Here is a 26190-nt window from a genome sequence, read left to right as displayed (position 1 = left end):
ATCTTAACGTAGTGACTGTGGCGCTAGGCCTAGATCGATAGGGGTTTTATGGTGTTCGCCACCAATTTCACGCACTAATTTGGGCACTAAAAACCCGGGAAGCTCGGCCAGCATATTAGCCATTAAGCTGCCGGCTTTGGCGTCATCTACAGCAAAATGTGCGGCACCCGCTACTTTATCGAGCTGGTGTAAATAATAAGGTAAAACGCCGGCTTCAAATAAACGCTCCGACAGTTTGCATAATGCCTGACTGCTGTCGTTTACTCCTGCCAATAATACACTTTGATTAAGCAATGTTATGCCAGCGGTGCGCCAATGGTTAAGCCTGTTGCTTAAATCTTGGTCAATTTCATTGGCATGATTAACGTGCAATACCATTACCGCTTGCAAGCGACTCTTGGTAAGGCGTGTTAATAAGTCTTGAGTAAGGCGCGCGGGTATTACCACAGGTAAGCGAGTATGAATGCGTATGCGCTTGATATGAGGGATGGCTTCTATGCCATCGAGTAATGTGCTTAGTTGGGCGTCTTTGGCCATTAAGGGATCGCCCCCTGATAAGATCACTTCGTTGATCTCGGGGTGTTCGCTGATATAGCTTAAAGCGGTTTGCCAGCCGGCTTGATTGGGGCTGTTATCTGCGTACGGAAAATGCCGGCGAAAGCAGTAGCGGCAGTTAATGGCACAGCCGCCGCGCACCACCAGTAATACTCGAGAGCGGTATTTATGCAGTAAGCCTGGCAGGGCGCTGTCGTGCTCTTCGAGAGGATCGGTCACAAAGCCCGGCACTTGATCAAACTCGGCTGCTAATGGCAGTACTTGGCGAAGCAGGGGATCCTCGGCATCACCTTTGCGCATTTTAGCCGCAAAAGGCTGAGGCACTCGCATCGCAAATAAGCGCCGAGCGCTAAAGCCCGACTGCCAAGGCGCGGGGTCTAACTGTAAGTAATCTAGCAGCTGTTGTGGAGTGGTAAAGGCCTGGCTCAGCTCTTTTTGCCAGTTTATATGTAAATTCCCCTGCTTTAGGGGTATGATTGCCGGCATTTTCTGCAACTCTGTCAAACTAACGAGGGTGATATGGCCTCTTATAGTACCAATGATTTCCGTTCTGGCCTAAAAATTATGTTAGACGGTGAGCCTTACGCAATTCTTGAAAACGAATTTGTGAAACCAGGTAAAGGCCAAGCGTTTAACCGCGTTAAGCTGCGCCGTTTGCTTAATGGCAAACAGTTAGAAAAAACCTTTAAATCGGGTGAGTCTTTTGAAGCGGCCGATGTGGTTGATGTTGAAATGGCGTATCTATATAACGATGGTGAGTTTTACCATTTTATGGATAACAACACATTTGAACAGCTGGCTGCCGATGAAAAAGCCGTGGGTGATACTAAACTGTGGTTAAAAGAGCAGGACGTATGTACCTTAACTTTGTGGAATGAAGCCACTATTTCTGTAACGGCTCCTAACTTTGTTGAGTTAGAAGTAACAGACACAGATCCCGGTTTAAAAGGCGATACCGCAGGCACGGGTGGCAAGCCTGCAACCTTGAGCACGGGCGCTGTGGTACGTGTACCGCTGTTTATTCAAATTGGCGAAGTGTTGAAAGTCGACACTCGCTCTGGCGAATACGTATCACGCGTTAAGTAAGCTTTGGCTTTAAAATAAAAAAGGCGCCTTTGGGCGCCTTTTTATTGTAAAGCAGCTGTAAGCCATCAGCTTTAAGCTGTAAGTCAAACAAAACTCCCGTCTTGTGAGCTCGGGGACCAATATAAACCGAGCCTATAATGAGCCCGGTTGCTGACAGATAACGGTGATTTTCTGACCGCTGAAGGCTTACCGCTGATAGCTTTTTTACTCTTTACCGTATACGACGTTTTCTTGCTCGCGTACGCGGATAAAGGTAGTGCGTTTGGTCAGCTCTTTTAAACGAGCCGCGCCCACATAAGTACAGGTTGAGCGCACGCCACCCAAAATATCTTGAATGGTGTTTTCAACTGGGCCGCGGTAGGGGATTTCAACGGTTTTGCCTTCTGCTGCACGGTACTTAGCCACGCCACCAGAGTGCTTATCCATGGCGCTAGAAGAGCTCATGCCATAGAAGTTCATGTAGGTTTTACCGTCGCGTTCAACTAAGTCACCGCCACACTCTTCGTGTGCAGCTAACATGCCACCTAGCATCACAAAGTCGGCACCGCCACCAAAGGCTTTGGCGACATCACCTGGGCAGGTACAACCGCCATCACCAATAATTTGACCTTCTAGGCCGTGCGCGGCATCGGCACACTCAATAATGGCTGATAATTGCGGATAGCCTACGCCAGTTTTAACGCGAGTAGTACAAACAGAGCCAGGACCTATGCCAACTTTAACAATGTCGGCGCCGGATAAAATCAGCTCTTCTACCATTTCGCCGGTCACTACGTTACCAGCAATAATGGTGTGTTTCGGCCACTCTTTGCGCACTTTGCTAACAAAGGCACTAAAGTGCTCGCTGTAGCCGTTGGCCACATCAATACAAATAAAGCTTAACTCATCAGACAGGGCTAATACCTGTTGGAGTTTTTCAAACTCTTTGTCTGAAATGCCGCTAGAAACAATGACATGCTTTAACACGTCGCTGCTTTGTGCATTAACAAATGCCTGCCACTCGTCCACAGAGTAATGCTTGTGTACGGCAGTTAGGATCTGATGTTGGGCAAGCGTTTGAGCCATAGTAAAGGTGGCTACCGTGTCCATATTAGCAGCAATAATGGGCACGCCAGACCAACGACGACCTGAATGCTTAAACACAAATTCGCGGTTGAGCTCTACTTGAGATCGGCTATTAAGGGTAGAGCGTTTAGGGCGAAAAAGTACGTCGCTAAAGCCTAACTTTAAGTCTTCTTCGATACGCATTATGGTATTACCTCAGTAAGTGACAGGCACAAAAAAACCGAGGGTTTCTTAGGCCCTCGGTTTTCAGCATTCTAGGTTTTTGAAATTTTTTTGCAACTATCTTGACCTATTAATCAGGAAATAATGACAGTTATTTAACAACTAAGCGCTAAGCAAGGGGACTTTTGCTGTTATTTTGTACAATGTTCAGTCATGCTAGGGTTGAGTTTGGTGTTAGGGAGAAAGACCAATGGCATTATTTACTGTTATAGGTTTAGACCATTTAGTATTAAGAGTACGTAATCCAGAGCGGATGTTAGATTTTTATTGTCGTGTACTAGGTTGCCAACTAGAGCGAGAAAAGTCAGACATTGGTTTGTATCAATTACGCGCAGGGGCGCAACTGATCGACTTGGTGGATATTAACGGCCCATTAGGTGGCGATGGCGATCCGGCTGAGCAATGTAAAGCTAACCTCGATCATTTTTGCCTGCTTATCGATCCTTTTCAGCCAGATGCCCTAAGAGCTCATTTGAAAAAAAATGGTGTGATCTGCGAAAAGCCAGTTATGCGCTATGGTGCACAAGGCGAGGGCTTGTCGTTGTATCTTTATGATCCAGAAGGCAACCAAGTAGAATTAAAAGGCATTCTTTCGGACAGCGGTAAGCTTTAAGCCTGTTAGTCGCAGAGAAACACTCAGCGTTTGAGATATAAGCGGGCAGCTTATGACGTTACGACTTTTCTTCGTCTGATGGTTCGTTCACTTAATGGCGAGTTAAGCGTAATATGCCCCTATTTTTGGGGATGAACACCATGAACTCACCTGCTTGGCAGCCAACGGCTTCGCTTTTGCTGTTACAAAAACGCGCCCAGTTATTAGCGCTTATTCGCCACTTTTTTGCACAGCGCCAAGTATTAGAAGTCGATACCCCCACCATGGCCAGTGCCGGTGTGACCGATGTGCATTTAGATAATTTTCAAACGCACTTTGTTGGCCCTGGCATGGCCAAAGGGCTTGATTTGTATTTGCAAACCTCACCAGAATTCCACATGAAGCGCATGCTTGCGGCAGGTTATGGTGCTATTTATCAAATTTGCAAAGCTTATCGTAATGAAGAGGCGGGGCGCTTACATAACCCTGAGTTCACCATGCTTGAGTGGTATAGGCCCGGTTTTGATCACCATCAGTTGATGGATGAAATGGCCGATTTGCTCACGCTAGTACTTAATACACAAGCCCCGAGCCGCATTACCTATCAAGATGTATTTATTGAGGTGTTAGGTGTGTGTCCGCTCACAGCCTCACTCGATGCATTGCGCCATGCAGGGAGCGGTTTAGGTGCCGATGATTTATTGGCGCAAGAAGCTGATCGCGATACTATTTTACAGTTATTATTTGCCTTAGGCGTTGAGCACCATATTGGTCAAAGTAGCCCCTGCTTTGTGTATAATTTTCCTGCCAGCCAAGCGGCATTAGCCCGTATTAGCCCACATGATGCACGAGTCGCCGAGCGTTTTGAGGTGTATTTTAAAGGCATAGAGTTGGCCAATGGTTTTAATGAGCTAAGTGATGCCAAAGAGCAGCGCGCGCGCTTTGAGCAAGATAATCAAGCACGCCAAGCCAGAGGGTTAGCTACGCGACCGATTGATGAGTATTTATTGGCGGCATTAACTCAAGGCTTGCCCGATTGCGCTGGGGTCGCTTTAGGCATTGATCGTTTGTTGATGTTGGCCTCAGGTGCGGAACAATTAGCGGATGTGATTGCCTTTCCGGTCACTCGAGCTTAAGCGCAGCACTTACTTTGTACTAAATGCTGGGTGTTGGATGCTGAACACCTTGTACTTTCTCTTGCATAGTCGCGAGTGGTTGCTGGCCGAGTAGCCGAATATCCACCTGTTGATGGGGGATTTTAATGTCGTGCTCGCGCAGTCGGGTTAATAATAGATTATGTAAATCATGAGTCATGGGCATGCGATAGCTCATGTCTTCTACATAAACACGCACCTCATAGACCAATGCCGAATCGGTTAGCTCCACTAAAAAGACTTCAGGGGCAGGGGTATCCAAAATATGGCTGCACTCAGCAATGGCTTCGTAGGTAATGCGCTGTACCAACTCAATATCGGCATCGAGGCGCACTCGCACCATAAGTCGTACCCGTGTTATGGCGTCAGACAAAGACCAGTTAACAAATTGCTCAGTAATAAAGGCTTTATTAGGCACAATAATTTCGCGTCTATCCCAGTCGACTATGGTGGTAGCACGGGTTTTTATTTTAGAAATGGTGCCAGTTAGCTCGCGAATGGTCACTGTATCGCCAATGCGGATTGGTTTTTCAAATAAGATTATTAACCCTGAAACGAAGTTGGCAAAAATTTCTTGTAAGCCAAAACCCAGCCCCACCGAAAGTGCCGCCACCAGCCATTGGGTTTTAGACCAGTCGATGCCCAGCATAGCAAAGGTGGTAAAAGCCCCGATGATCAATACGATATATTTAGACAGTGTGGTAATGGCAAAGCCGGTGCCGGGCGATAAGTCTAAATGTTGTAAGACACTTAATTCCATTAAGCCGGGTAGGTTGCGGGCAGTGATCCAAGTGAGTATGACTACAAAAAGGGCAATCACCATATCTTTAAGTGAAATAGGTAATAGCGCGTCTTCGCCAGCCAATGAGCTAGATACTCGCCATACTTCTATGCTATCGAGAAAGCTAAAAGCATTGTTAATTTCTGACCACAGCAGCATCAAGCTTAATAAATAACCCAGCATAAGAGCGGAGCGCAATAAACCAAGAGATTGGGCGCTAATGGTATCCAGATCGACCTCGGCCACTGCCGCCGCTTCCGCTTCAGGGTTGGTATGGGTGTCTGTGGTGTCATCCCCTTTTTCTTTACGCTGGGCGAGAATGTCTGCGCGCTTTGCTTTGGCTCTCTCAAAGGCTAAGCGACGGCGCTGTATCAGCATCCAGCGACGCACCATATAATAGAACATTAAAAAACCCATACCGACGAGCACCGAGACTTCCAGTTGGCGCAGTAAAGTATGGGCGGTATAGAGGTAGCCCATTGAGGTGGCAACTAGTGCAACTAGAGGAGCAAGAATTAAGATAGCCCATAACAAATGATTGACTAGGGTTAAGCGGTCTTGGCGAGGAGGAGAGACCAGCAAAGGTAAGTCTTCTCGATACATGCGCCAACAAAATACGCTGGTGAATAAACCAATAGCCATAAAGCTTAAGCGGCCTAGGGTGTCGTATAAAGAGAACTCTCTATAGTCTCGTACTAAGTAAAAGGCTAATAATGCGGGAATTAATAGCAGCATTAGGTTACGAAACTGTCGCCAGATACGCCTAACCTGATCGTGAGGCAAGTTAAAATGTGCAATTAAGAGCCCTTTACTCATCATTAAATTACCCGCCACTTGCAAAATAAAGACCGGTAGCATCAGTTGTTTTAAACTATGAGCAAGCGCTGTCACCATAGGCGGCGCCCAAGGTGAATCCAATGTATTACTAAACAAAGAAAGCAATGCGGGTAAAGGCAGTGCCGTTAATATGCTCAACACTAGGGTGTTAAAGGTGTAGTCATACCTGTCTTGTGTCACCTTACCAATATGGGCACTGATTCTGTCTAAATAGCGGTGTAAGGTGCGCCGACTTAATAGCCATAGATAAATAATTAACGCAGAGCTGAAGCCGTATAACGCTAAGCTGGTAGTATTTTGTTGTAGCAATGTTTGTGATAGCGCAGTCCAGGTCGATAAGTTAAACAACCAGCTGGCGGTATCGGCTAATGCGCTTGGGTACTGGCCTCCTATGGGCCTAAGGTCAGGTAGCCAAAATAGCCGCTCATCAGTCAAAGTATGTATTTCTTGCAACTGATTATTTTGACGGTTGTAGGCGACTTTTAATCGCGTTTGTTCGTGTATTTGATTATCAAGGGCACTGACTAACTGTGTAAGCAGCCGTTGTTGTGTGGCCAGTAGCTCACCTAGGTGTAAACGTTGTAAATCAGTAATGCCTTGTGCTTTATCGCTGAGTAATAATTCAGTGCGATAATGACCGTTTTTTAAATTGCTAAGCGATTCTTGATAATCGTATTTATCGACTCGGCTTTGCACAATTTGCGCTTCAAGTTGCTTTAACGAATAGATGGCGGGCAATTTACTTAATCGGCTACGTAAATTCTCGCCAAAGCCACGACTAACTTGTAGCCACTCAAGTTGCTCCTTTAGGCTCATTTGCATGTCGGCAAGCTCTGAGGCGGTGCGCTCCACTTTTTGATGCTCAAGCTGTAAGGCTTCTACTTCTCGGCTTTTTTTGCTTAGTTGCGCAGACAAGCGCTGGTTTGCTGTTTGCAACTCAACGAGCAAGGTAAAATCAGATTCAACCTGGTTGAGTAGGCGCTCACTTTCGGCAATGGTGGCCTCAGTATTGGCTCTTCGTAAGTCGTTTTGTCTATTTTGTAGTGCCTCAATAGTGGCATCTATATGGGTTATTTGTTGCTGTAATATCGCAAGCTTAATACGGTTAATGCTGTCTTTATTGCCTGCAGAGAGTTGTTCAAGCTCTAGGGCTTGAATACGGTATTGTAGGCTTTGCTCGCGAGCGAGAATAAGAGTGCGTACCGCATTTTCTTGACGAGTACGGGTTTCGCTAAGTTGTAATCTGTCGAGTGATTGTTGGGTGTTACGTAACTCTTGGCGCAGCGTATCGAGTAAATCATGTAAACCACCGTCGCTTAGTTCTTGTAAGTTAAGCGAATTGGTCAGCTCTTCGCGTTGTCGTCTTAATCCTAAGCGCTGTGCTTGCGCTTCTACTAGAGCCTGCTGAATACCATCTTCGTTTAGCTCAGTAATATAATCTAAGTTAGGTGGACGGAGGTTAGCTTGTTGTTGTTCTAGCTTTTCTATTTCAGCCGGATAATTATCCATAAAGGCTTTAAAGCGAGCAGCTTGTTCTTTATAGCGCACACCCTCGCGAGCCAGCTGTAAGGCTTGGTTGTAGTCTTCACGGAGTTTTTTTAACTCGGCTTGCTCGCCCTCAGGGACTTCACTTAACCGAGTTTCAATCTCGTCCACACTGAGGTTGGCGAGTAATGGGCTAGGAAAGAGTAGGGCGAGCAACAACAGAATAGGCGCAAACACGGCAGGCTCTCAATATAAGTAGCAGTCAGTCGCGGCTATTGTGTAGCCGCGAGTCATTGCATTAATGCGGGTTAATATGACCAAACGCACTTCCCATACGTGTTGGGGTGCCAGGCAATAAATCTGCTGGCAGTGTAACGCTGTTGGGGGCAAACAAACAAACCACAGTACTGCCTAATTTAAAGCGGCCCATTTCATCACCTTTTTCAAAACGCGGAGCGGTTTCAGGCTCATAATCCCAACGCTGAATACGCTTACCTGCAGGAGGAGTGACTGTGCCTGCCCACACGGTTTCTATGCTGGCTACTATGGTTGCACCCACTAATACCAACGACATAGGACCGGCGGCGGTGTCAAAAATACAGACTACACGTTCGTTGCGGGCAAATAGCTCGGGCACACGAGAAGCAGTAAGCGGGTTGACTGAAAACAAGTCGCCAGGCACATAAATCATGGTTTTTAATACGCCAGCTATGGGCATATGAATACGGTGATAATCTTTAGGAGCCAAATAAATGGTGGCAAAGTCGCCGCCCATAAAGGGGGCTGCGAGTGTTTTGTCGCCGCCCAGTAATGCACGAGCACTGTAGTCGTGGCCTTTGGCCTGAATGATGCGGCCTTGCATAATGGGCGCCAGCTGGCTGATGGCCCCGTCTACTGGCATCGCAAGTGTTTGCTCGTCGGCGACCACTGGGCGAGCGTCGGGCTTTAAAGCGCGAGTAAAAAAGGCATTAAAGCTTGGGTAGTCTGCGGGGTTTTCGTGTAAGGCTTCACTCATATCGACCTTATATTGGCGAATAAAACGCTCGATTAGCCATTGTGGAAGGCGCCCGCCTTCTTTGGCTGCCAAACGTCCGATTAAACGAGACACCAAATGTTTGGGTAGTAAATATTGCAGTAAAATTTTCAAATTGTCGGTCATTGATATGCGTCCAAGATCTCTATTTTATTGTTAGTATTAGGGTGAGCCAAATTAAAGCGAATTAGGGTGATGACGAGTAGGCTTATCTGCCATGGCCGCCATAATTTTATGGTAGCTCTCTAGCCGTTCAGGGTGAATCTTGCCCTCGTCTTTGGCCTGTTGTAATAGGCAACCGGGGTCTGCGCCATGTTTACAATCGCGAAAGCGACAGCCGCCTAAGTATTCTCTAAATTCACGAAAACACCAAGCGACGCGTTCGGGCGCTAAGTGCCAAAGTGAAAATTCACGAATTCCCGGTGAGTCTACTAATGAGCCACCTGAGGGAAAATGGTATAGCCGAGCCGTGGTAGTGGTGTGCTGCCCCAGCCCTGAATTATCAGATACGGCACCGGTAATAGCCGCCACTTCTGGCATCACCGCATTCACTATGGATGACTTGCCCACGCCAGACTGGCCAACAAAGATGCTGGTGTGATCTTTAAGAGCTTGTTTTAATTGCGCCACTCCTTCACCGGTATCGCAGCTGACATACAAAACTTGATAACCAATATCACGGTAGCGCTGTAGCTGGCTGTCGGCCTGTGTGCGTTGCTCATCATTGAGTAGATCAACTTTATTTAGCACTATCATGGGCGGCATATCGACATCTTCAGCTGCCACTAAATAACGATCAATGATATGGCAGCTCAGCTCAGGCAACACAGAAGACACTAAAACAATTTGATCAATATTAGCCGCCACCGGCTTAACGCCGTCGTAAAAGTCTGGGCGGGTCAGCACTGTGGTGCGCGGGTGCACAGCTTCTACCACACCACTAATGCCTTGCGTGGTGTCTAGGCCTGGTCGCCAAGCGACTTTATCGCCCGTTACCAGTGAACCTAAGGTGCGCCTTAGGTTACAGCGGTGGATTTGTTGTTCGCTATCTTCAATGTCTGCATGCTGGCCAAACCGACTGATCACTAGCCCTTCTTGCTGCGGGCCTAGTTGACTATCGTCTATGGTGTCGGCTGCATTACGTTTTAGGCGGCGGTTGTGATTGTCACTGACTCGGCGCGACTGACCTTTGTTGAGCTTTTTTCTCTTGGCCATAACATTCCCTAAATCTGCATTTATTAGTGGCTATGATACACTTTCCTGTTTCAACTTGTCCTTATTGCCACTGAGCTTTGCGAGATAATATGAGCGTACATGCAGAAAACTTGGTCTGGATTGATCTAGAAATGACCGGATTAGAGCCGGATGAACATAAGATCATCGAAATCGCCAGTATTATTACTGATAAAGAATTGAATATATTGGCAGAAGGTCCGGTGTTGGCTATTTATCAAAATGAGGCTGAATTAGCCAAAATGGATGATTGGAATGTGCGCACTCATACTGGGTCAGGCTTGGTGGCGCGTATTAAAAAAAGCCAAATATGCGAAGCAGAAGCCATTAGCCAAACACTTGCGTTTTTACGCCAGTGGGTGCCAGAGCAGACTTCTCCTCTATGCGGCAACACTATTGGCCAAGACCGCCGCTTTTTAGCGCGTCATATGCCAGAGCTGGAGGCTTTTTTTCATTATCGCAGCATAGATGTGAGCACCATTAAAGAGCTAGTGCGCCGCTGGCAGCCAGAGTTATTAGAGCAGTTTACTAAAAAGGGCAGTCATCAGGCATTAGATGATATTCGTGAGTCCATTGCGGAGCTGCAGTTTTACCGTAAGAGCGTATTTAAGATATAAATGGCTATTTTTTACGCAGTGTAAGCATATTTGCCGAGAAAGTAGCCAAAAAGTGGCCAGGTAGTCGGCTAGAGTAAAAAAGGTCTTGCATTCAAGGATTCTCCTCGTATAATTCGCATCCCGTAGCCACTGGTAATAACCAAAACCGCTGGCTAGCGAAGCAAAATAATCTCATGCAGATTATGTGAGATGAAATTAGTAAGACCCTGCGGGAATAGCTCAGCTGGTAGAGCACAACCTTGCCAAGGTTGGGGTCGCGAGTTCGAATCTCGTTTCCCGCTCCAAATTAATCAGTAACGCTACCAGAGCGGTATTGTAAAGTAGTAAGAAATTAAAATGCGGGAATAGCTCAGCTGGTAGAGCACAACCTTGCCAAGGTTGGGGTCGCGAGTTCGAATCTCGTTTCCCGCTCCAAATTAAGCAATAACGCTACCAGAGCGGTATTGTAAAGTAGTAAAAATATAAAACGCGGGAATAGCTCAGCTGGTAGAGCACAACCTTGCTGAAGCTGAAGAGGGTCGCCGCGACCCCAAAAGCGGACAACCAGTTTACATGCGGGAATAGCTCAGCTGGTAGAGCACAACCTTGCCAAGGTTGGGGTCGCGAGTTCGAATCTCGTTTCCCGCTCCAAATTGAAAAAAACATGAGTTAACCAGACTTGTGTTTAAAAGAAAAGTATTGCGGGAATAGCTCAGCTGGTAGAGCACAACCTTGCCAAGGTTGGGGTCGCGAGTTCGAATCTCGTTTCCCGCTCCAAATTAAAAAAAACCGACCTTATGGTCGGTTTTTTTATGCCTGCTTTTTAATATTAATGTTTCGTATCCTATCTGAACATACCGACTCGCCTCGCTCAAATGGGCAAACTCTTACCAGTAAACGCTTTTCAGAATGGTCTCTCTATTGCGCGCTCTTTTGAGGGCTGTGGCAAAAGGTTAGTTTTTGCTTACTATTATTTACGTGTTGGTGTGGCTGTACTTTCGAGTGTGGTTTTAGCTTTCTCGGCATAGCCTTGGGGGTTATCTGGGTGGGCTTGGGCATAATCTAACCAAGCTAAGCCTACGCGGCTGATCCTATTGGCAGCATCAGCATCAATGGCGATATCAGCTTGATATAAAGCAAAATCAATTAAGGCTTCAATATCTTCAAGGGCGGCTCTTTGTTGTGCCGCCTGCTCAACAAGCTGGCCTTGTTGTGCCATATAATCGACGAGCAGGGTGTAAAGGGTCCGTTTTTCTAAATGAAAAGACATACCGACTCTCCTTAACTCAACAAAAACAAAGCGATCAGTGTCAGCTTATGACCTCTCGCCGTCCTTATCAAGTCACTGTACTAGCCCTTACGCTTGAGCCGATTTATGTGTTATCTGCTGCCATAAAGCGTGCATGGTTGGGCATGCCTTTATCTACGGCCCGAATTAAACGCTCGGTTTTGCGGCCTATATTGGCAAGCCCTTGTTGCTGTTGCGCTAATGCCCACTCAATATGTTCGAGTACCATCTCATCTATCACTTTCTCTTTGGTTTTGGCTTGCTCACATTGCTGTTGAAGAGCCAATATAATGGCCGGGCTGGTGGGGGCGTTGCCAAGGGCAACGGCTAAGTTACGCTGCCAGCGACGATATCCAATACGACGAATAGGGCTACCTTCGGTTTGTTTTAAAAAGTGTGGCTCGCTCCAAGCAAACAAGGCCAACAACTCGGGAGCATGAAGGTTATCGCGGGCCATAAAGTCGGGCTCTTGGCTGGCATTAGCAAACTTATTCCATGGGCAAATTAGCTGACAGTCATCACAACCGTAAATGCGATTGCCCATTAATGGGCGCAGCTCAAGCGGAATAGGGCCGTCTTGCTCTATAGTGAGGTAGGAAATACAGCGCCGGGCATCCACCACATAGGGCTCAACAATGGCGCCTGTAGGGCAGGCGGTGATGCAAGCCACACACTTACCGCAGCCTTCTTCTGTGATGGCTTGGTCGATGGGGAGCGGTAAGTTCACCAGTAACTCGCCTAAAAAGAAAAATGAGCCCTGCTTATGGTTAATAAGTAGTGAGTGCTTACCTTGCCAGCCCAGTCCCGCTTTCACTGCCAGTGGGCGCTCTAATACGGGGGCAGAGTCAACAAAGGGGCGAGCCACCAAGTGTTGGGCACTTTGCATAATGCGATCTGAGAGCTTTTTTAAGCGTTGGCGCATTAGCTTATGATAGTCACGCCCTAGCGCATAACGACTGATATAGCCTAAATTTGGCTGGCTGAGCACACTGGCAATGGCGGCCTGCTCGGGTAGGTAGTTCATGCGTACCGAAATTACCCGCAAGGTACCGGGTAATAGCTCATGAGGACGAGCACGCATCATGCCATGACGAGCCATATAGTCCATATCACCGTGGTAACCTTGCTTAATCCAGTTGGCTAATAAGGGCTCATGTGCAGTTAAATCGGTATCGGTAATACCCACCTGGTTAAAGCCTAGCTCTGCTGCCCAGAGCTTGATATCGTGGGCTAAAGACTCAAAATTGGGAGCTGTCATGGAAATTATCAGTCTAGAAAAATCCCATAGTCTAACACAATGCTTGTGGTCTTCAGAGCAGATACGAATGGGCGAGCGTCGTGCAGCCAAGCGAGCAGGCATTAGCTTATTTGAATTAATGACGCTTGCTGGTCAAGCGGTGTTTGAGCATGCAAGCGCTAACTGGCCTCAAGCTCGTTGCTGGTGGATTGTTACGGGAAGCGGTAATAATGCCGGTGACGGGTATGTGGTTGCGCGACTAGCAATAGAAGCCGGTATAGAGGTGCATCTGATACAGGCAGGAGACGCGCAGCGTTTAACGGGTGATGCGGCCAAAGCGCGGGATCAATATTGTGCACAAGGCGGTACCATTAGCCAACTCGATACAGTGCAAGCATCTGCGAGTCTTATCATTGATGCTTTGTTAGGTACCGGCTTAGTAGGTCCATTAAGCGCCGACGCTGCGCGACACATTCGTGCCATCAATCAACACTCGGCGCCGGTACTGGCAGTCGACTTACCGTCGGGCTTGTGTGCTGATACCGGTCAGATATTGACCGAGGCGGTAACCGCAGCTCAGACGCTGTGTGTGATTGGATTAAAAATTGGCTTGTTAACAGCACGTGGTCCGGATGTAACTGGTAAAGTGTTTTTGGCTGATTTAGGCATGCAGTCTTTGTTTAAGGATGAAGTGGGGCAGGCACCAATAGCAAATGTGATGCATTGGCAGCAACAACGAGAACTCCTGCCAGTTAGGCGCACTGGCGCCCATAAAGGTGAAGTGGGGAGAGTATTAGTTGCTGGTGGTCATCAAGGCATGAGCGGCGCCATTCGGTTAACAGGCGAAGCCGCATTACGCTGTGGGAGTGGTTTGGTGCGCCTAGTGAGTCATAATAGCCATGCACATTTATTGAATATGGTAAGGCCTGAGCTGATGACAGCAGCCTTTCCTGATTTTGAAGATTGGCAATGGGCCGGTGCGCTGGTACTGGGGCCTGGCTTGGGACGTGATTCCTGGTCTCAAGCACTGTTTAATGACGCTATTGCCAGTAATCAACCCATGGTGATTGATGCGGATGCTTTATGGTGGCTGGCCAAACGAGGTGGGTCACTGCCGGCACAAAAAACTTGGGTGCTAACGCCTCATTCTGGGGAGGCTGCGACGCTGTTGCAATGTAAGGTCAGTGATATTGAGGCAGATAGGCTAGCGGCCGTACAAGCCATTCAGCAGCAATATGGTGCTGTGGTGGTATTAAAGGGGGCAGGTAGCTTAATCGCAGATGAGCACAATGTCAGATTATGCCATTATGGTAATTCTGGTATGGCATCGGGTGGGATGGGAGATTTGTTATCTGGTATAATTAGGACTTTCTTGGCTCAGGGCCTCACCACTTTTAATGCCGCTTCATTGGCGGTGTGCTTACACGCTTTAGCAGGCGATATGGCCGCAACCCAGCAAGGCATGCGGGGATTGTTGGCATCAGACTTATTGCCTCAACTTAGAAGCCTAATCAATCAAGATGATGACTATGACCACAGACTCTTTACAACTTACTCTCGCTGATGAACAGCAATCGCTGGCGCTGGGTAATAAGCTGGCGCAGTCTTTGTGTGCCGCCACAGTGATTTATCTCCATGGCAATTTAGGAGCGGGTAAAACCACTCTTAGCCGCGGTATAGTGCAAGGGCTTGGGCATAAAGGCAATGTAAAAAGCCCCACTTATACCTTGGTTGAACCCTACCAAGTAGGGGGATGGCAGGTGTATCACTTTGATTTATATCGCTTGGCTGATCCTGAAGAATTGGAATATATGGGGATTCGTGATTATTTTACCCCAGACAGCCTTTGTCTAGTCGAGTGGCCTGAGCGTGGCCAAGGTATGCTACCTGCGCCAGATATGAACATTAAATTACACTATGATGGCGTGCAGCGACTGGCGTTGATTGAAGCGAACACCCCAGTTGGGGTTGCACTATTGGAGAAACTCACCACGTGAAGGCGATACTGATATTTTTCTGTTTTTGGTTCAGCGTATCAGCCTGGGCTAATCAGTTAGAAAGCATTCGAGTTTGGCCCTCGCCAGACACCACGCGCATTGTACTTGATATGAGCTCTGCCCCTGATCATGAGTATTTTATGCTTAGTGATCCCCATCGGTTAGTGGTGGACTTGCGTCAAACGAAAAATAGAGTGAAGTTTTCTGCTATTAAAAACACCAGTGAACTCATTACTAAGGTGCGTAACAGTACCCCCCCTACGGCCAGTAGTTACCGATTGGTATTTGAACTTAAAGACAGCGTTAAACCTGTGGTATTTCCCTTATCTCCTGCGGGGGATTATGGCCATCGTTTAGTGATTGACCTGCCTTACAGCGACTCTAATCTTCAACGTAAGCCTATTGTACGTAAACCCGCACCCATGGGACAAAGAGAGGTAGTAATTGCCATTGATGCAGGACATGGGGGGGAAGATCCTGGCGCAGTAGGCCCGAAAAAAAATCATGAAAAACACGTGACTTTGGCTATTTCTCGCCGTCTTGCCGCGCTGATTAATAAAGAGCCGGGTATGCGTGCTGTTATGACCCGAACTGGCGATTATTATGTGAATTTGAATAAACGTTCAGAAATTGCTCGTAAGGGCCGCGCCGACTTATTATTGTCTATTCACGCCGACAGTGTGGCCAATAGAGGCCCGCGTGGTGCCTCGGTTTGGGTATTGTCTTCTAACCGTGCTAACCGTGAGATGGCGGGCTGGCTAGAAAAACAAGAGCGCCAATCAGAGCTACTTGGTGGTGTGGGAGAAGTGATCTCCCAAACGGACGGTAACCCTTATTTAACCCGTACCTTTCTTGATTTATCCATGGATAAATCACGTGCCGATAGCTATGCCATTAGTGAGCATATTTTGTCTGCCATGAGCAAAGTCGTGCGTTTGCATAAAAGCAAGCCTGCACATGCCAGCCTTGCGGTATTAAAATCGCCGGATATTCCCTCGCTACTTATTGAAGCTGGTTTTATTTCTAACCCACAAGAAGAGCGGCTGTTGTTAACGGCATCGCACCAACAAAAAGTGGCGCAGGCGGTGTTTGATGGTGTTAAGTCCTATTACCGCCAAAACCCACCTAGTGGCACCATGATGGCGAATAAAGCCGCGGGCAAGCCCCAAAAGCACACTGTGCGTACTGGTGAAAGTTTATCCTTAATTGCAAAACGTTACGGGGTAAGCGTGACCCAACTAAAAGGGCATAACAGTTTAAAAAGCGATGTGGTGCGTATCGGCCAAGTGCTGGATATTCCAAGGAGCTGATATGGCAATTCAGATTTTGCCGGCCCGTTTGGCAAACCAAATTGCCGCCGGCGAAGTGGTCGAGCGACCTGCCTCTGTCGTTAAAGAGCTGATAGAAAATAGCTTAGACGCAGGGGCCACGCGTATTGATATTGATATCGAAAAAGGCGGCGCTAAGCTTATCCGTATTCGAGATAACGGCAGTGGCATTGGTAAAGATGAATTAGCGCTGGCGCTGTCGCGGCATGCTACCTCTAAGGTGAGCACGCTAGAAGATTTAGAGCGCATTATGAGCTTGGGTTTTCGGGGCGAAGCTTTAGCCTCTATTAGCTCGGTGGCGCGCCTAACATTAACCGCTAAAACGCCTGAGCAAAGTGAAGCCTGGCAAGCCATGGCCGAGGGGCGAGACATGGAGGTAAAGGTCATGCCTGCCTCTCACCCTAAGGGGGCTACCATTGAAGTGCGTGACTTATTTTTTAATACCCCCGCTCGGCGCAAGTTTATGCGCACCGAAAAAACTGAGTTTGGTCATATTGATGAAGTGATACGCCGCATTGGCTTAAGCCGTTTTGATGTTGACATTATGCTGCGACATAACGGCAAACAAGTGCGCCAATATCGGGCTGGTAATTTGCCTTCTCAGCAAGATAAACGGGTGGCTGCGGTGTGTGGCCCTGCTTTTATTCAATCGGCGCTAAAAATAGACTGCGAGCACCATGGCTTTCGGCTATGGGGCTGGTTGGCGCCGCCGAGTGCGGCGCGTGCGCAAAATGATGTGCAGTACACCTATGTGAACGGACGCATGATGCGCGATAAATTGCTTAATCATGCAATACGTCAAGCTTATGGTGAGCAGCTGCCCCCTGACACGCATGGGGCCTTTGTGCTGTATTTTGAGTTAGATGCCACTGAGGTCGATGTAAATGTGCACCCGGCTAAGCATGAGGTGCGATTTCATCAATCGCGTTTGGTGCATGACTTTATTTACCAAGTGCTCGCCCAAGCATTAGAGCAAGCACCCACAGCACCGGCTGAGCCCAGTGTCGTCGCACCAAGGGGCGCATCGTCCAGCTCTCAGATATCGGATACTGCTCAAGAGGCGACTTCACAACAGAATCAACGCGCACCAAGTGACCTACATTACCAAGCGCCTAGCCACGGGTATGGTTTAGCGGCGCGAGAAATGGCACCGAGTCATATAAGCCGTGGCGAATGGCAGGGTATTGATCGCTTATTAACCACTGTGGCCGCGGAAGGTGCCCAAACTCATAATGAGGTGGGTGGCGTGAATGAGGCGGTTAATGCTGTGGCAGATGCGGCATTAAACCTGCCAGGGGGCCAAGTATTACAATTGGTAAAAAATAAGGCGGCCGTGATCTGGTATCAAGAGCAACTTTGGTTGTGTGAGCTCAATCGGGCACAGGCCTATGCCGACGGTTTAGCGCTACTAGCAGTATATGAGCAAGGTCTTACGCCGCAGCCTTTATTGTTACCCATTCGAGTGAACTTAGCCGCTGAGCTGCATCAAGCGCTGGATGATCATCAAGCGCAGTTGCAACAGTTGGGGTTAGAGTTGAAAAGTGGTCCTAACGGCACCATTATTTTAACACGGGTACCCCAACCACTGCGCCATGCAGATTTAGCGAGTATATTTCCGCTGTTATTAAACCAGCTTAAGCAAAGCCCGACAGCGGCTGATTTATGCCAATGGTTAACGGCTCAGGACCACACGACGCGAACTAATTGGACCCTAAAACAAGCCGCTGAGTTATGGCAAGAGCTACAGCCAGTATTGGCTGCGAATGGCTCTAATTCGTCTGAATCAGAGGCGAGGCAAGCCGATAACTTGCCTTTTTTACAGCCGCTGGCGCTAGAACAACAATTAGATAGGTGGATACATGGGGACTAAACCCCTAGCAATATTTTTAATGGGGCCAACAGCGTCCGGAAAAACGGGCTTGGCGTTGGAATTATGCCAAGCTTTGCCTTGCGAGCTAATTAGCGTTGACTCTGCCCTTGTCTATAAAGGCATGGATATAGGTACAGCCAAACCCAGTGCGGCTGAACAGGCCGTTGCTCCTCATCAGTTAATTGATTTATTAGACCCAAGCCAAGCTTATTCTGCAGCAGATTTTAGAAAAGACGCATTGGCAGCCATGGCTAACGCAACGGCGGCTGGGCGTATTCCGCTGCTGGTTGGCGGAACCATGCTGTATTTTAAGGCATTATTAGAAGGTTTATCGCCACTGCCCAGTGCAGATGCCACCATTCGGGCACAAATTGAGCAAGAAGCAGCACAGTTAGGCTGGGAGACACTACACCAGCAATTAGCGGATATTGACCCTGTGGCAGCCGCGCGCATTCATCCTAATGACCCACAGCGACTGTCACGGGCGCTTGAGGTGTTTCGTATTTCGGGTAAGACGCTAACAGAATTAACCCAGCGTAAGGGTGATCCTTTACCTTACAAAGTGTTACAGTTCGCTATTGCCCCTAATGAACGGGCCGAGTTACACCAACGCATTGCTGCGCGTTTTCGCATAATGTTAGAACAAGGCTTTGAACAAGAGGTGCGAGCTTTATACGAGCGGGGTGATCTCCACCCAGATTTACCTGCTATTCGTTGCGTAGGCTATCGCCAAATGTGGGATTATCTTAGTGGCGAGGTCAGCTATGATGATATGGTTGCCCAAGCCTGTGCGGCCACGCGCCAATTGGCTAAAAGACAACTGACTTGGCTAAGAAGCTGGCCAGATGTGCGCTGGTTAGACACCCATAGTCCCCATTTGGTTGAGGATGTGCTGGCACAGATCAAGGGTGTTCACCATGACGAATGAGCAAGAATAACAACAATAATAAACTTATAATGACAACAATAAGGATAATGACATGGCCAAAGGACAATCACTACAGGATCCATTTTTAAATGCGTTACGACGAGAGCGGGTGCCTGTTTCTATTTACCTAGTTAATGGCATTAAGTTACAAGGGCAAATAGAGTCATTTGACCAATTTGTTATATTGTTAAAAAATACCGTGAGTCAAATGGTCTATAAGCACGCTATTTCAACAGTCGTGCCTGGGCGTCCTGTTCATAATGCGGCTTGGTCACCTTCTTCCCAAGAGCAAGACAACCCAGAGCAGGAACAAGACTAAGGGTGACTTATTATCATATTTGGTGTTTGCACTGCCATGTAGCAATGGACGTATTACCCACGTTGAGGAGCGACTTTGTTTGACAGTGATGAAGTAGTTGAATCTGCTATTTTGGTTCATATTGACTTTTCAAGCGATCATGAACGAGAAGATCTCGAAGAGCTGAAGCTGTTAACGGAGTCAGCGGGCGTACCCAGCCGCACCGTACTGACGGGCAGTTTATCTTCTCCTCATGCTAAGTTTTTTATTGGTACTGGTAAGGTTGATGAGCTGGCAAGCTTAGTGCAAATGCACAATGTTGATGTGGTCATTTTTAATCACAGCTTAAAGCCGTCTCAAGAGCGTAACCTAGAGCGAGAAATACACTGTCGGGTATTAGACAGAACGGGGCTTATTTTAGATATATTCGCCCAACGTGCGCGTACCCACGAAGGTAAGTTACAAGTTGAATTAGCACAACTTCGCCACTTATCAACCCGTTTAGTGGGCGGGCGCACTGAGCTTGGCCGGCAAAAAGGTGGCATTGGCTTACGTGGCCCCGGTGAAATGCAGTTAGAAACAGATAGGCGTTTATTGCGAGAGCGTATACGTCATATTCAAAAGCGATTAGCTAAGGTGGCGAGCCAGCGTGAGCAAAGTCGCCGTTCACGAAAGCGCAACGAACTGCCAACCGTATCATTGGTGGGATATACCAACGCGGGGAAATCTACCTTATTTAATCAACTTACTGGGGCTGATGTTTATGCCGCTGATCAGTTGTTTGCCACCTTGGATCCGACATTGCGCAAGTTAGAACTGCCTGATGCCGGTGCAGTTATTTTGGCTGATACGGTTGGCTTTGTGCGGCATTTGCCTCACGAGCTGATTGCCGCCTTTAAGGCCACGCTGCAAGAAACCCGTGATGCTGATTTATTATTGCATGTCGTAGATTGCGCTGATGAGCAAATGCGTGAGAATATGGAAGAGGTTGACTCGGTACTCGCACAAATAGGTGCCGATGAGGTACCTGTTCTTATGGTATTTAATAAAATCGATAAGTTGGAGAAGTCCAGCACGCGAGTCGAGTTTGATGACGAAGGCCAGCCGCGAGCGGTGTGGCTATCGGCACAACAAGCATGGGGCACAAGTGAATTACTTGATGTTCTTAACCAGCTACTGGCGGGGGTACTGGTCAATTATCAGCTAATATTACCCGCATCGGCATCAAAGCTTCGTAGTCGGCTTTATGCCATGAAAGGAGTGGTGAGAGAGTCGTTTGGCGAGAAGGGCGAGTTTGTACTTGATATTCGACTGCAACAAGCTGACTGGCAACGCTTGCTTAAACAAGAAGATGAGCCGTTAGAGCGCTTTATAAGCGAGTGATTGCTTGGTAAAGTTACTTTTATAAACCAGAAAGACGGAGAGACAAATGGCTTGGAATGAGCCTGGAAATGGTGGTAAAGACCGTGACCCTTGGGGGAATAACGGTGGCAAGCAACAGGGTCCACCAGATCTGGATCAGGTAATTCGTAACCTGAGTAATAAAGTCGGCGGCTTGTTTGGCCGCCGTGGGTCCGACTCCGGTGGTGGAGGCGGTTTAGGTTCTTTCGGCGTTATTGTCGCCTTAGTGATAGCCTTAGGCGTGTGGGTGGTGAGTGGCTTCTACACCATAGGTGAGGCACAGCGCGGTGTGGTCTTGCGCTTTGGTAACTATTACCAAACTGTAGATCCGGGCCTAAGCTGGAAAGCGACCTTTGTTGATCAGGTTTTCCCGGTCGACGTAGAGTCAGTGCGTTCACAACCCGCATCGGGCTTTATGCTCACCAAAGATGAAAACTTGGTGCGAGTTGAAATGGACGTACAGTATCGCGTGATGGACCCGCGTGATTACCTGTTTAACGTGACCAATGCCGACGATAGTTTGCATCAAGCATTAGACAGTGCCCTGCGTTATGTAGTGGGTCACAGCACCATGGATGATGTATTAACCGTGGGTCGTGAGCGAGTGCGCCAAGAAACCCGTGAGTTATTGCAAGAAATCATTGAACCTTATGAGTTAGGCCTTGCGGTATTAGACTTAAACTTCTTGCCAGCACGTCCGCCAGAAGAAGTAAAAGACGCGTTTGATGATGCCATAGCGGCGCAAGAGGATGAGCAACGCTTTATCCGTGAAGCTGAAGCCTATGCCCGTGAAATTGAGCCTAAGGCTCGTGGTCAGGCTAAGCGTTTACTGCAAGAAGCGGAAGGTTACAAAGAGCAAATTGCCTTGCGTGCAGAAGGTGAAGTGGCGCGTTTTCGCCAGCTATTACCTCAGTACCAAGCGCAGCCTGAGCTAATGCGCCAGCGTATTTATTTAGAAACCATGGAAGAGATCTACAGCAAGGTCAATAAAGTGGTGGTGGATACACCAGAGGGCAGTAATAACCTGATGTATTTGCCGCTAGATAAACTGGTAGAGCAGCATGCAAAGCGAGAGAAAAAGGTAGATCCTAATATTATCACCTCTGATTATATTAATGGTATCCAACAGCAAGCGGGTTCAGACAGCGGTCAAGGCACTGGTTCTGGACAAGGCACCCTTCGTCCAACAGGGAGAAACTAAGCCATGAAAAAAGGTTTATTGGTTATTGTTGCCCTGGTTGCTATCGCGCTTTACTCCTCAGTATTTGTGGTAGTAGAAGGCGAGAGGGGCATAGTGCTGCAATTTGGTAAAGTAAAACGTGAACAAGGCACAGAGTTACCCACGCTTTATGAGCCAGGATTACACTTTAAGGTTCCAATGATTGACCAAGTGCGTAAGTTAGATGCGCGTTTGCAAACTTTGGACGATCAAGTGGATCGCTTTGTGACTTCAGAGAAAAAAGACTTAATTATCGACTCCTACGTAAAATGGCGTATCGATAACTTTGCGACTTATTATCTGGCCACAGGTGGCGGTAATCGTCTGCAAGCAGAAAACCTGCTGCGCCGTCGTATTAACAACAGCCTGCGTTCTGAAATTGGTAGCCGTACCATTCGCGATATAGTCTCGGGTGAGCGAGGTGATGTTATGGAAAGCGCGTTGCGCGGTCTGTTAGAGTCATCGTCTGAGCTGGGTATTAAAGTGTTAGACGTTCGAATTAAGCAAATTAACTTGCCAACCGAAGTGTCTAATTCTATTTACCAGCGTATGCGTGCCGAGCGAACCGCAGTGGCGCGTGAGCACAGATCAGAAGGTCGTGAACAGGCTGAAATTATTAAAGCCGGTGCCGATCGCCGAGTAACGGTGATGATTGCAGATGCGCAGCGTAACTCACGTACCCTAAGGGGTGAAGGTGATGCTCAAGCCGCGACTATTTATGCCCAAGCTTATGCTGCCGATCCTGACTTCTTTAGCTTTATTCGAAGCTTAGAAGCCTACCGTAAAAGCTTTGAGCAAGGTGGTGACTTGATGATAGTGAAGCCAGAAGGTGACTTCTTCCGCTATCTGAAAGATCCATCAGGACAAGCACAGTAATAGCTAAATATTAAAAAAAGCCCGGCAAGCCGGGCTTTTTTATGGCCTGCTTAAAGCCAAACGCATAGATATCTGCAATGGATTAATTAGTGTATTCCGAATGTGGTCAATATTTGATAGACTCGGTTTTTAATAACTTAACAGTTAGTGAAAGGAAAAATGGGACAAAACGTTGTAGTACTTGGCACCCAATGGGGTGATGAAGGCAAGGGGAAGGTTGTTGACCTTCTAACTGACAAAGCCCGTTATGTAGTGCGCTACCAAGGCGGCCATAACGCGGGTCATACGCTTGTTATCGACGGTGAGAAAACCGTTCTCCACCTTATTCCATCCGGTATTTTACGAGACAACTGCACCTGCATTATTGCGAACGGTGTGGTGTTGGCGCCAGATGCTTTGCTTAAGGAAATGAAGGGCTTGGAAGCCAGTGGGGTGCCAGTGCGTGAGCGTTTGGTACTAAGCGAAGCTTGTCCTTTAATTTTGCAATACCATGTAGCTATGGACCAAGCCCGTGAAGTGGCCCGTGGTGCTAAAGCCATTGGTACCACAGGTCGTGGTATTGGACCTGCCTATGAAGACAAGGTGGCCCGTCGTGGTTTGCGCGTTGGCGACTTAGCTAACATGGACACCTTTGCCGTTAAGTTGAAAGAAATTGTAGATTACTACAACTTCCAGCTAACGGGTTTTTATGGTGTTGAAGCCGTATGTTATGAAACCGTGCTAGAAGAAGCCAAAGGCTATGCCGAGTTGCTGACCAGCATGGTGATTGATGTGACAGACGTGTTGGATGTTGCCCGTAAAAACGGCGATAAGATCATGTTTGAAGGCGCACAAGGCACCTTGCTTGATATTGACCACGGCACTTATCCGTTTGTGACTTCTTCTAACACCACAGCCGGTGGCGTTGCAACAGGCTCGGGCTTTGGTCCTTGTTATGTCGACTATGTGCTGGGCATCATTAAAGCGTACACCACGCGTGTTGGCTCAGGCCCGTTTCCTACCGAGTTGTATGACGGTCAAGAGCTGTTAGATGATGTGGGCAAGCACTTAGGTACTGTGGGTCATGAATTTGGCGCTACTACAGGCCGCTTACGCCGTACTGGTTGGTTAGACTTGGTGACCACTAAGCGTGCCATTCAAGTGAACTCCATTTCGGGTTTTTGCTTAACCAAGCTAGACGTATTAGACGGTCTTAAAGAAGTTAAGATCTGCGTTGGCTACGAAATGCCTGACGGTTCAATTAAAGATGTACCGCCTATGGCTGCCGAAGATTACGAAACCGTTAAACCTGTCTATGAAACCATGCCAGGTTGGAGCGAAAATACGGTTGGCGTGGTGACCTTTGAGGGATTACCTCAAGCGGCACAAAACTACATTAAGCGTATTGAAGAGCTGACTGGCGTGCCGATTGATATTATTTCTACCGGCCCAGACCGTGATGAGACTATGGTGTTACGCAACCCCTTTGCTGATTAATTAGCAACAGCAATATAAAACGCCAGCTCAATGAGCTGGCGTTTTTTTAAGTGTGGGTCATTGCGAGGAGTGCAACGACGCGGCAATCCATCTAATGGATTGCTGTACGCTTTACGTTATACGCCGTACGAAAAGAGAACAAACAGTGTTTTTTTCTTTAACGTAACGCGGTCAGCGTTAGATGTAGCGCTTTCTTTTGAAATGGATTGCTTCGTGCCTCGCAATGACAGCGTAAGGGCGAGAGCAGAATTGAGTGTTTGTCAGTTAATTTAATATTCAAAATCCAACATTCATCATTGCCTTTGGGTCATTGCGAGGAGTGCAACGACGTGGCAATCCATTTAACAGACAGTAATAAGCTTGAAGCTAGAAGCCGGAAGTAAAACCAAAAATAAAAGTGCCTCAGTGTTTTTGTTTAGCTTACCGCTTCCAGCTCTAAGCTTCCGGCTTTCTATACGCTTGGCGCTATCGTTTTTGTGCGAATAAATTCGCCCCTACAAAAAATAAACCCCAAACAGATTGGTTGGAGTTTTTTTACTGACAGCTTATATCCAACCGCTCCCCAAAAGGAGGGGCGCTCGGTGTTGGTAATCAAGCGTTACGCGATACTGCCAGGTGAGCCAAGTCGATTAAGGCTTGTTTGTGCTCAGAGTCAGGTAAAATACTTAAGCTATCAATTGCCTTTTGTGCTTCAAGCTCGGCTTGTTGCTGGCTATATTCTAAAGCTTGGGTGTCTGCCAAAATGCCCAAGATTTCTTCAAGGTGATCCATACCATTACGCTCTGCAATGGCCTCTCGTATACGATTGCGCTGAGCGTCATTACCCACCTCCATCGCGCGCAGCAGCGGCAGGGTGGGCTTACCTTCGGCTAAGTCATCCCCCACGTTCTTACCCATGTTCTGGCTGTCTGAACTGTAATCCATAATATCATCCACCAACTGAAATGCTGTCCCTAAATACTTGCCGTAATCGAGCATGGCTTGTTCAACATCAGGAGTTTGGTGGGTGAGCACGGCGGCAAGACGCGTGGCGGCTTCAAACAGTTTAGCGGTTTTGCAGTAAATCACCTGCATATAGCTTTCTTGAGTGGTATCGGGATCGTTGCAGTTCATTAGCTGCAATACTTCGCCTTCGGCAATAATATTGGTGGCATCACTGAGAATATTCATAATGCGCATATTGTCGAGTTCAGTCATCATCTGAAAGGCGCGCGTGTAAAGAAAGTCCCCCACTAAAACGCTGGCGGCATTACCAAATAGCGCATTAGCAGTGTCTCGGCCGCGGCGCAAGTCTGACTCATCCACTACATCATCGTGTAATAAAGTAGCAGTATGAATAAACTCAATAATGGCGGCTAAGGTGATGTGTGCCTCGCCTTGATAACCTAAGGCGCGCGCTGCTAGCACAGTTAGCTGTGGCCGCATGCGTTTGCCGCCTGCACCTACAATATACAGGCCTAGTTGATTAATTAATGCCACGTCTGATTGTAAGCGCGACATAATCAAGTGATTCACCGATTGCATATCTTGCTCGGTTAATTGTTTTATTTTATTAATATTTACCATAAAGTGATAGCCAAACAACGCAGTCTAAGATCAGTGAGGCCTTGATTTTACATGATTTCGCATCGGG

22 protein-coding genes and 4 tRNA genes are annotated in these 26190 nt (G+C 47.7%); 18 read left to right on the top strand and 8 right to left on the bottom strand.

Annotation, left to right across the window (positions count from 1 at the left end):
* Nucleotides 1-3: 3 nt before the first annotated feature.
* Nucleotides 4-1041, bottom strand: coding sequence for an EF-P beta-lysylation protein EpmB (gene epmB, locus J3U76_RS00205; protein WP_208003629.1), 1038 nt, complete (start codon nt 1039-1041; stop codon nt 4-6).
* A gap of 33 nt (nt 1042-1074) precedes the next feature.
* On the opposite strand from epmB, the gene efp reads away from it, so the two are divergent.
* Nucleotides 1075-1641 carry an elongation factor P gene (gene efp / locus J3U76_RS00200; RefSeq protein ID WP_208003628.1) on the top strand — a complete coding sequence of 189 codons (567 nt, stop codon included), beginning with the start codon at nt 1075-1077 and terminating at the stop codon, nt 1639-1641.
* A gap of 204 nt (nt 1642-1845) precedes the next feature.
* Here the strand turns inward: efp and J3U76_RS00195 are convergent, their stop codons facing one another.
* On the bottom strand, nt 1846-2889 hold the full coding sequence (locus J3U76_RS00195) for a GMP reductase (RefSeq protein ID WP_208003627.1): 1044 nt from the start codon (nt 2887-2889) through the stop codon (nt 1846-1848).
* A gap of 229 nt (nt 2890-3118) precedes the next feature.
* On the opposite strand from J3U76_RS00195, the gene J3U76_RS00190 reads away from it, so the two are divergent.
* Both J3U76_RS00190 and epmA read left to right on the top strand, forming a co-directional pair.
* Entirely contained in the window at nt 3119-3541 is a 423-nt protein-coding gene (locus tag J3U76_RS00190; protein WP_243453958.1) for a VOC family protein, read from the top strand.
* Nucleotides 3542-3681: 140 nt separating this feature from the next.
* The gene (gene epmA, locus J3U76_RS00185) at nt 3682-4656 is read left to right on the top strand and encodes an elongation factor P--(R)-beta-lysine ligase (protein WP_208003626.1); all 975 of its coding nucleotides are present in this window, start codon (nt 3682-3684) and stop codon (nt 4654-4656) included.
* A 19-nt stretch (nt 4657-4675) separates the two neighbouring features.
* On the opposite strand, the gene mscM is transcribed toward epmA, so the two are convergent.
* The 3 genes from mscM to rsgA form a co-directional block, all read right to left on the bottom strand.
* A complete protein-coding gene (gene mscM / locus J3U76_RS00180) occupies nt 4676-8014 on the bottom strand; it encodes a miniconductance mechanosensitive channel MscM (protein ID WP_208003625.1) in 3339 nt (1112 codons plus the stop codon).
* Between the two features lie 61 nt (nt 8015-8075).
* On the bottom strand, nt 8076-8936 hold the full coding sequence (gene asd, locus J3U76_RS00175) for an archaetidylserine decarboxylase (RefSeq protein WP_208003624.1): 861 nt from the start codon (nt 8934-8936) through the stop codon (nt 8076-8078).
* Nucleotides 8937-8987: 51 nt separating this feature from the next.
* Entirely contained in the window at nt 8988-10025 is a 1038-nt protein-coding gene (gene rsgA, locus J3U76_RS00170) for a small ribosomal subunit biogenesis GTPase RsgA (protein WP_208003623.1), read from the bottom strand.
* Between the two features lie 89 nt (nt 10026-10114).
* Here rsgA and orn point away from each other — a divergent pair, with 89 nt between their 5' ends.
* The 5 genes from orn (at nt 10115) to J3U76_RS00145 (ending at nt 11416) form a co-directional block, all read left to right on the top strand.
* Nucleotides 10115-10660 (top strand): oligoribonuclease, encoded by a 546-nt coding sequence (orn, locus tag J3U76_RS00165; protein ID WP_208003622.1) that lies wholly within the window; start codon nt 10115-10117, stop codon nt 10658-10660.
* Between the two features lie 208 nt (nt 10661-10868).
* Nucleotides 10869-10944: transfer RNA gene (locus J3U76_RS00160), tRNA-Gly, on the top strand.
* 54 nt (nt 10945-10998) lie between these two features.
* A tRNA-Gly gene (locus J3U76_RS00155) sits at nt 10999-11074 on the top strand.
* A gap of 140 nt (nt 11075-11214) precedes the next feature.
* A tRNA-Gly gene (locus J3U76_RS00150) sits at nt 11215-11290 on the top strand.
* A gap of 50 nt (nt 11291-11340) precedes the next feature.
* A tRNA-Gly gene (locus J3U76_RS00145) sits at nt 11341-11416 on the top strand.
* Between the two features lie 193 nt (nt 11417-11609).
* On the opposite strand, the gene J3U76_RS00140 is transcribed toward J3U76_RS00145, so the two are convergent.
* Together J3U76_RS00140 and queG are read right to left on the bottom strand one after the other, a co-directional pair.
* Nucleotides 11610-11909 carry a hypothetical protein gene (locus J3U76_RS00140; RefSeq protein WP_208003621.1) on the bottom strand — a complete coding sequence of 100 codons (300 nt, stop codon included), beginning with the start codon at nt 11907-11909 and terminating at the stop codon, nt 11610-11612.
* Between the two features lie 103 nt (nt 11910-12012).
* A complete protein-coding gene (queG, locus tag J3U76_RS00135; protein ID WP_208003620.1) occupies nt 12013-13185 on the bottom strand; it encodes a tRNA epoxyqueuosine(34) reductase QueG in 1173 nt (390 codons plus the stop codon).
* Here queG and J3U76_RS00130 point away from each other — a divergent pair.
* The 10 genes from J3U76_RS00130 (at nt 13184) to J3U76_RS00085 (ending at nt 24557) form a co-directional block, all read left to right on the top strand.
* Nucleotides 13184-14728: an NAD(P)H-hydrate dehydratase gene (locus J3U76_RS00130; RefSeq protein ID WP_208003619.1), complete on the top strand. Its 1545-nt coding sequence runs from the start codon at nt 13184-13186 to the stop codon at nt 14726-14728. The two genes, queG and J3U76_RS00130, sit on opposite strands and share 2 nt — an antisense overlap.
* Nucleotides 14694-15161 (top strand): tRNA (adenosine(37)-N6)-threonylcarbamoyltransferase complex ATPase subunit type 1 TsaE, encoded by a 468-nt coding sequence (gene tsaE, locus J3U76_RS00125; RefSeq protein WP_208003618.1) that lies wholly within the window; start codon nt 14694-14696, stop codon nt 15159-15161. The genes J3U76_RS00130 and tsaE overlap by 35 nt, the downstream gene beginning before the upstream one ends.
* On the top strand, nt 15158-16471 hold the full coding sequence (locus tag J3U76_RS00120) for an N-acetylmuramoyl-L-alanine amidase (protein WP_208003617.1): 1314 nt from the start codon (nt 15158-15160) through the stop codon (nt 16469-16471). The genes tsaE and J3U76_RS00120 overlap by 4 nt, the downstream gene beginning before the upstream one ends.
* Before the next feature lies 1 nt (nt 16472).
* Entirely contained in the window at nt 16473-18359 is a 1887-nt protein-coding gene (gene mutL / locus J3U76_RS00115; protein WP_208003616.1) for a DNA mismatch repair endonuclease MutL, read from the top strand.
* Complete coding sequence (gene miaA / locus J3U76_RS00110; RefSeq protein ID WP_208003615.1) at nt 18349-19287, top strand: tRNA (adenosine(37)-N6)-dimethylallyltransferase MiaA; 939 nt, start codon at nt 18349-18351, stop codon at nt 19285-19287. Before mutL ends, miaA begins: the two co-directional genes overlap by 11 nt.
* 52 nt (nt 19288-19339) lie before the next feature.
* Nucleotides 19340-19606, top strand: a complete 267-nt coding sequence (gene hfq, locus J3U76_RS00105) for an RNA chaperone Hfq (RefSeq protein WP_208003614.1) — start codon at nt 19340-19342, stop codon at nt 19604-19606.
* A 75-nt stretch (nt 19607-19681) separates the two neighbouring features.
* Entirely contained in the window at nt 19682-20968 is a 1287-nt protein-coding gene (gene hflX, locus J3U76_RS00100; RefSeq protein ID WP_208003613.1) for a ribosome rescue GTPase HflX, read from the top strand.
* A 46-nt stretch (nt 20969-21014) separates the two neighbouring features.
* Entirely contained in the window at nt 21015-22187 is a 1173-nt protein-coding gene (hflK, locus tag J3U76_RS00095; protein ID WP_208003612.1) for an FtsH protease activity modulator HflK, read from the top strand.
* 3 nt (nt 22188-22190) lie between these two features.
* Nucleotides 22191-23081 carry a protease modulator HflC gene (gene hflC / locus J3U76_RS00090; RefSeq protein WP_208003611.1) on the top strand — a complete coding sequence of 297 codons (891 nt, stop codon included), beginning with the start codon at nt 22191-22193 and terminating at the stop codon, nt 23079-23081.
* A 159-nt stretch (nt 23082-23240) separates the two neighbouring features.
* The gene (locus J3U76_RS00085) at nt 23241-24557 is read left to right on the top strand and encodes an adenylosuccinate synthase (RefSeq protein WP_208003610.1); all 1317 of its coding nucleotides are present in this window, start codon (nt 23241-23243) and stop codon (nt 24555-24557) included.
* A gap of 591 nt (nt 24558-25148) precedes the next feature.
* Here J3U76_RS00085 and ispB read toward each other — a convergent pair.
* Complete coding sequence (gene ispB, locus J3U76_RS00080) at nt 25149-26123, bottom strand: octaprenyl diphosphate synthase (protein WP_208003609.1); 975 nt, start codon at nt 26121-26123, stop codon at nt 25149-25151.
* Nucleotides 26124-26190: the final 67 nt, after the last annotated feature.

The organism is Oceanisphaera pacifica, assembly GCF_017498065.1.
Taxonomy (GTDB): domain Bacteria; phylum Pseudomonadota; class Gammaproteobacteria; order Enterobacterales; family Aeromonadaceae; genus Oceanimonas; species Oceanimonas pacifica.
The sequence above is the reverse complement of the archived record's forward strand: the minus strand, read 5'-3'. Positions and strand labels throughout refer to the sequence as shown.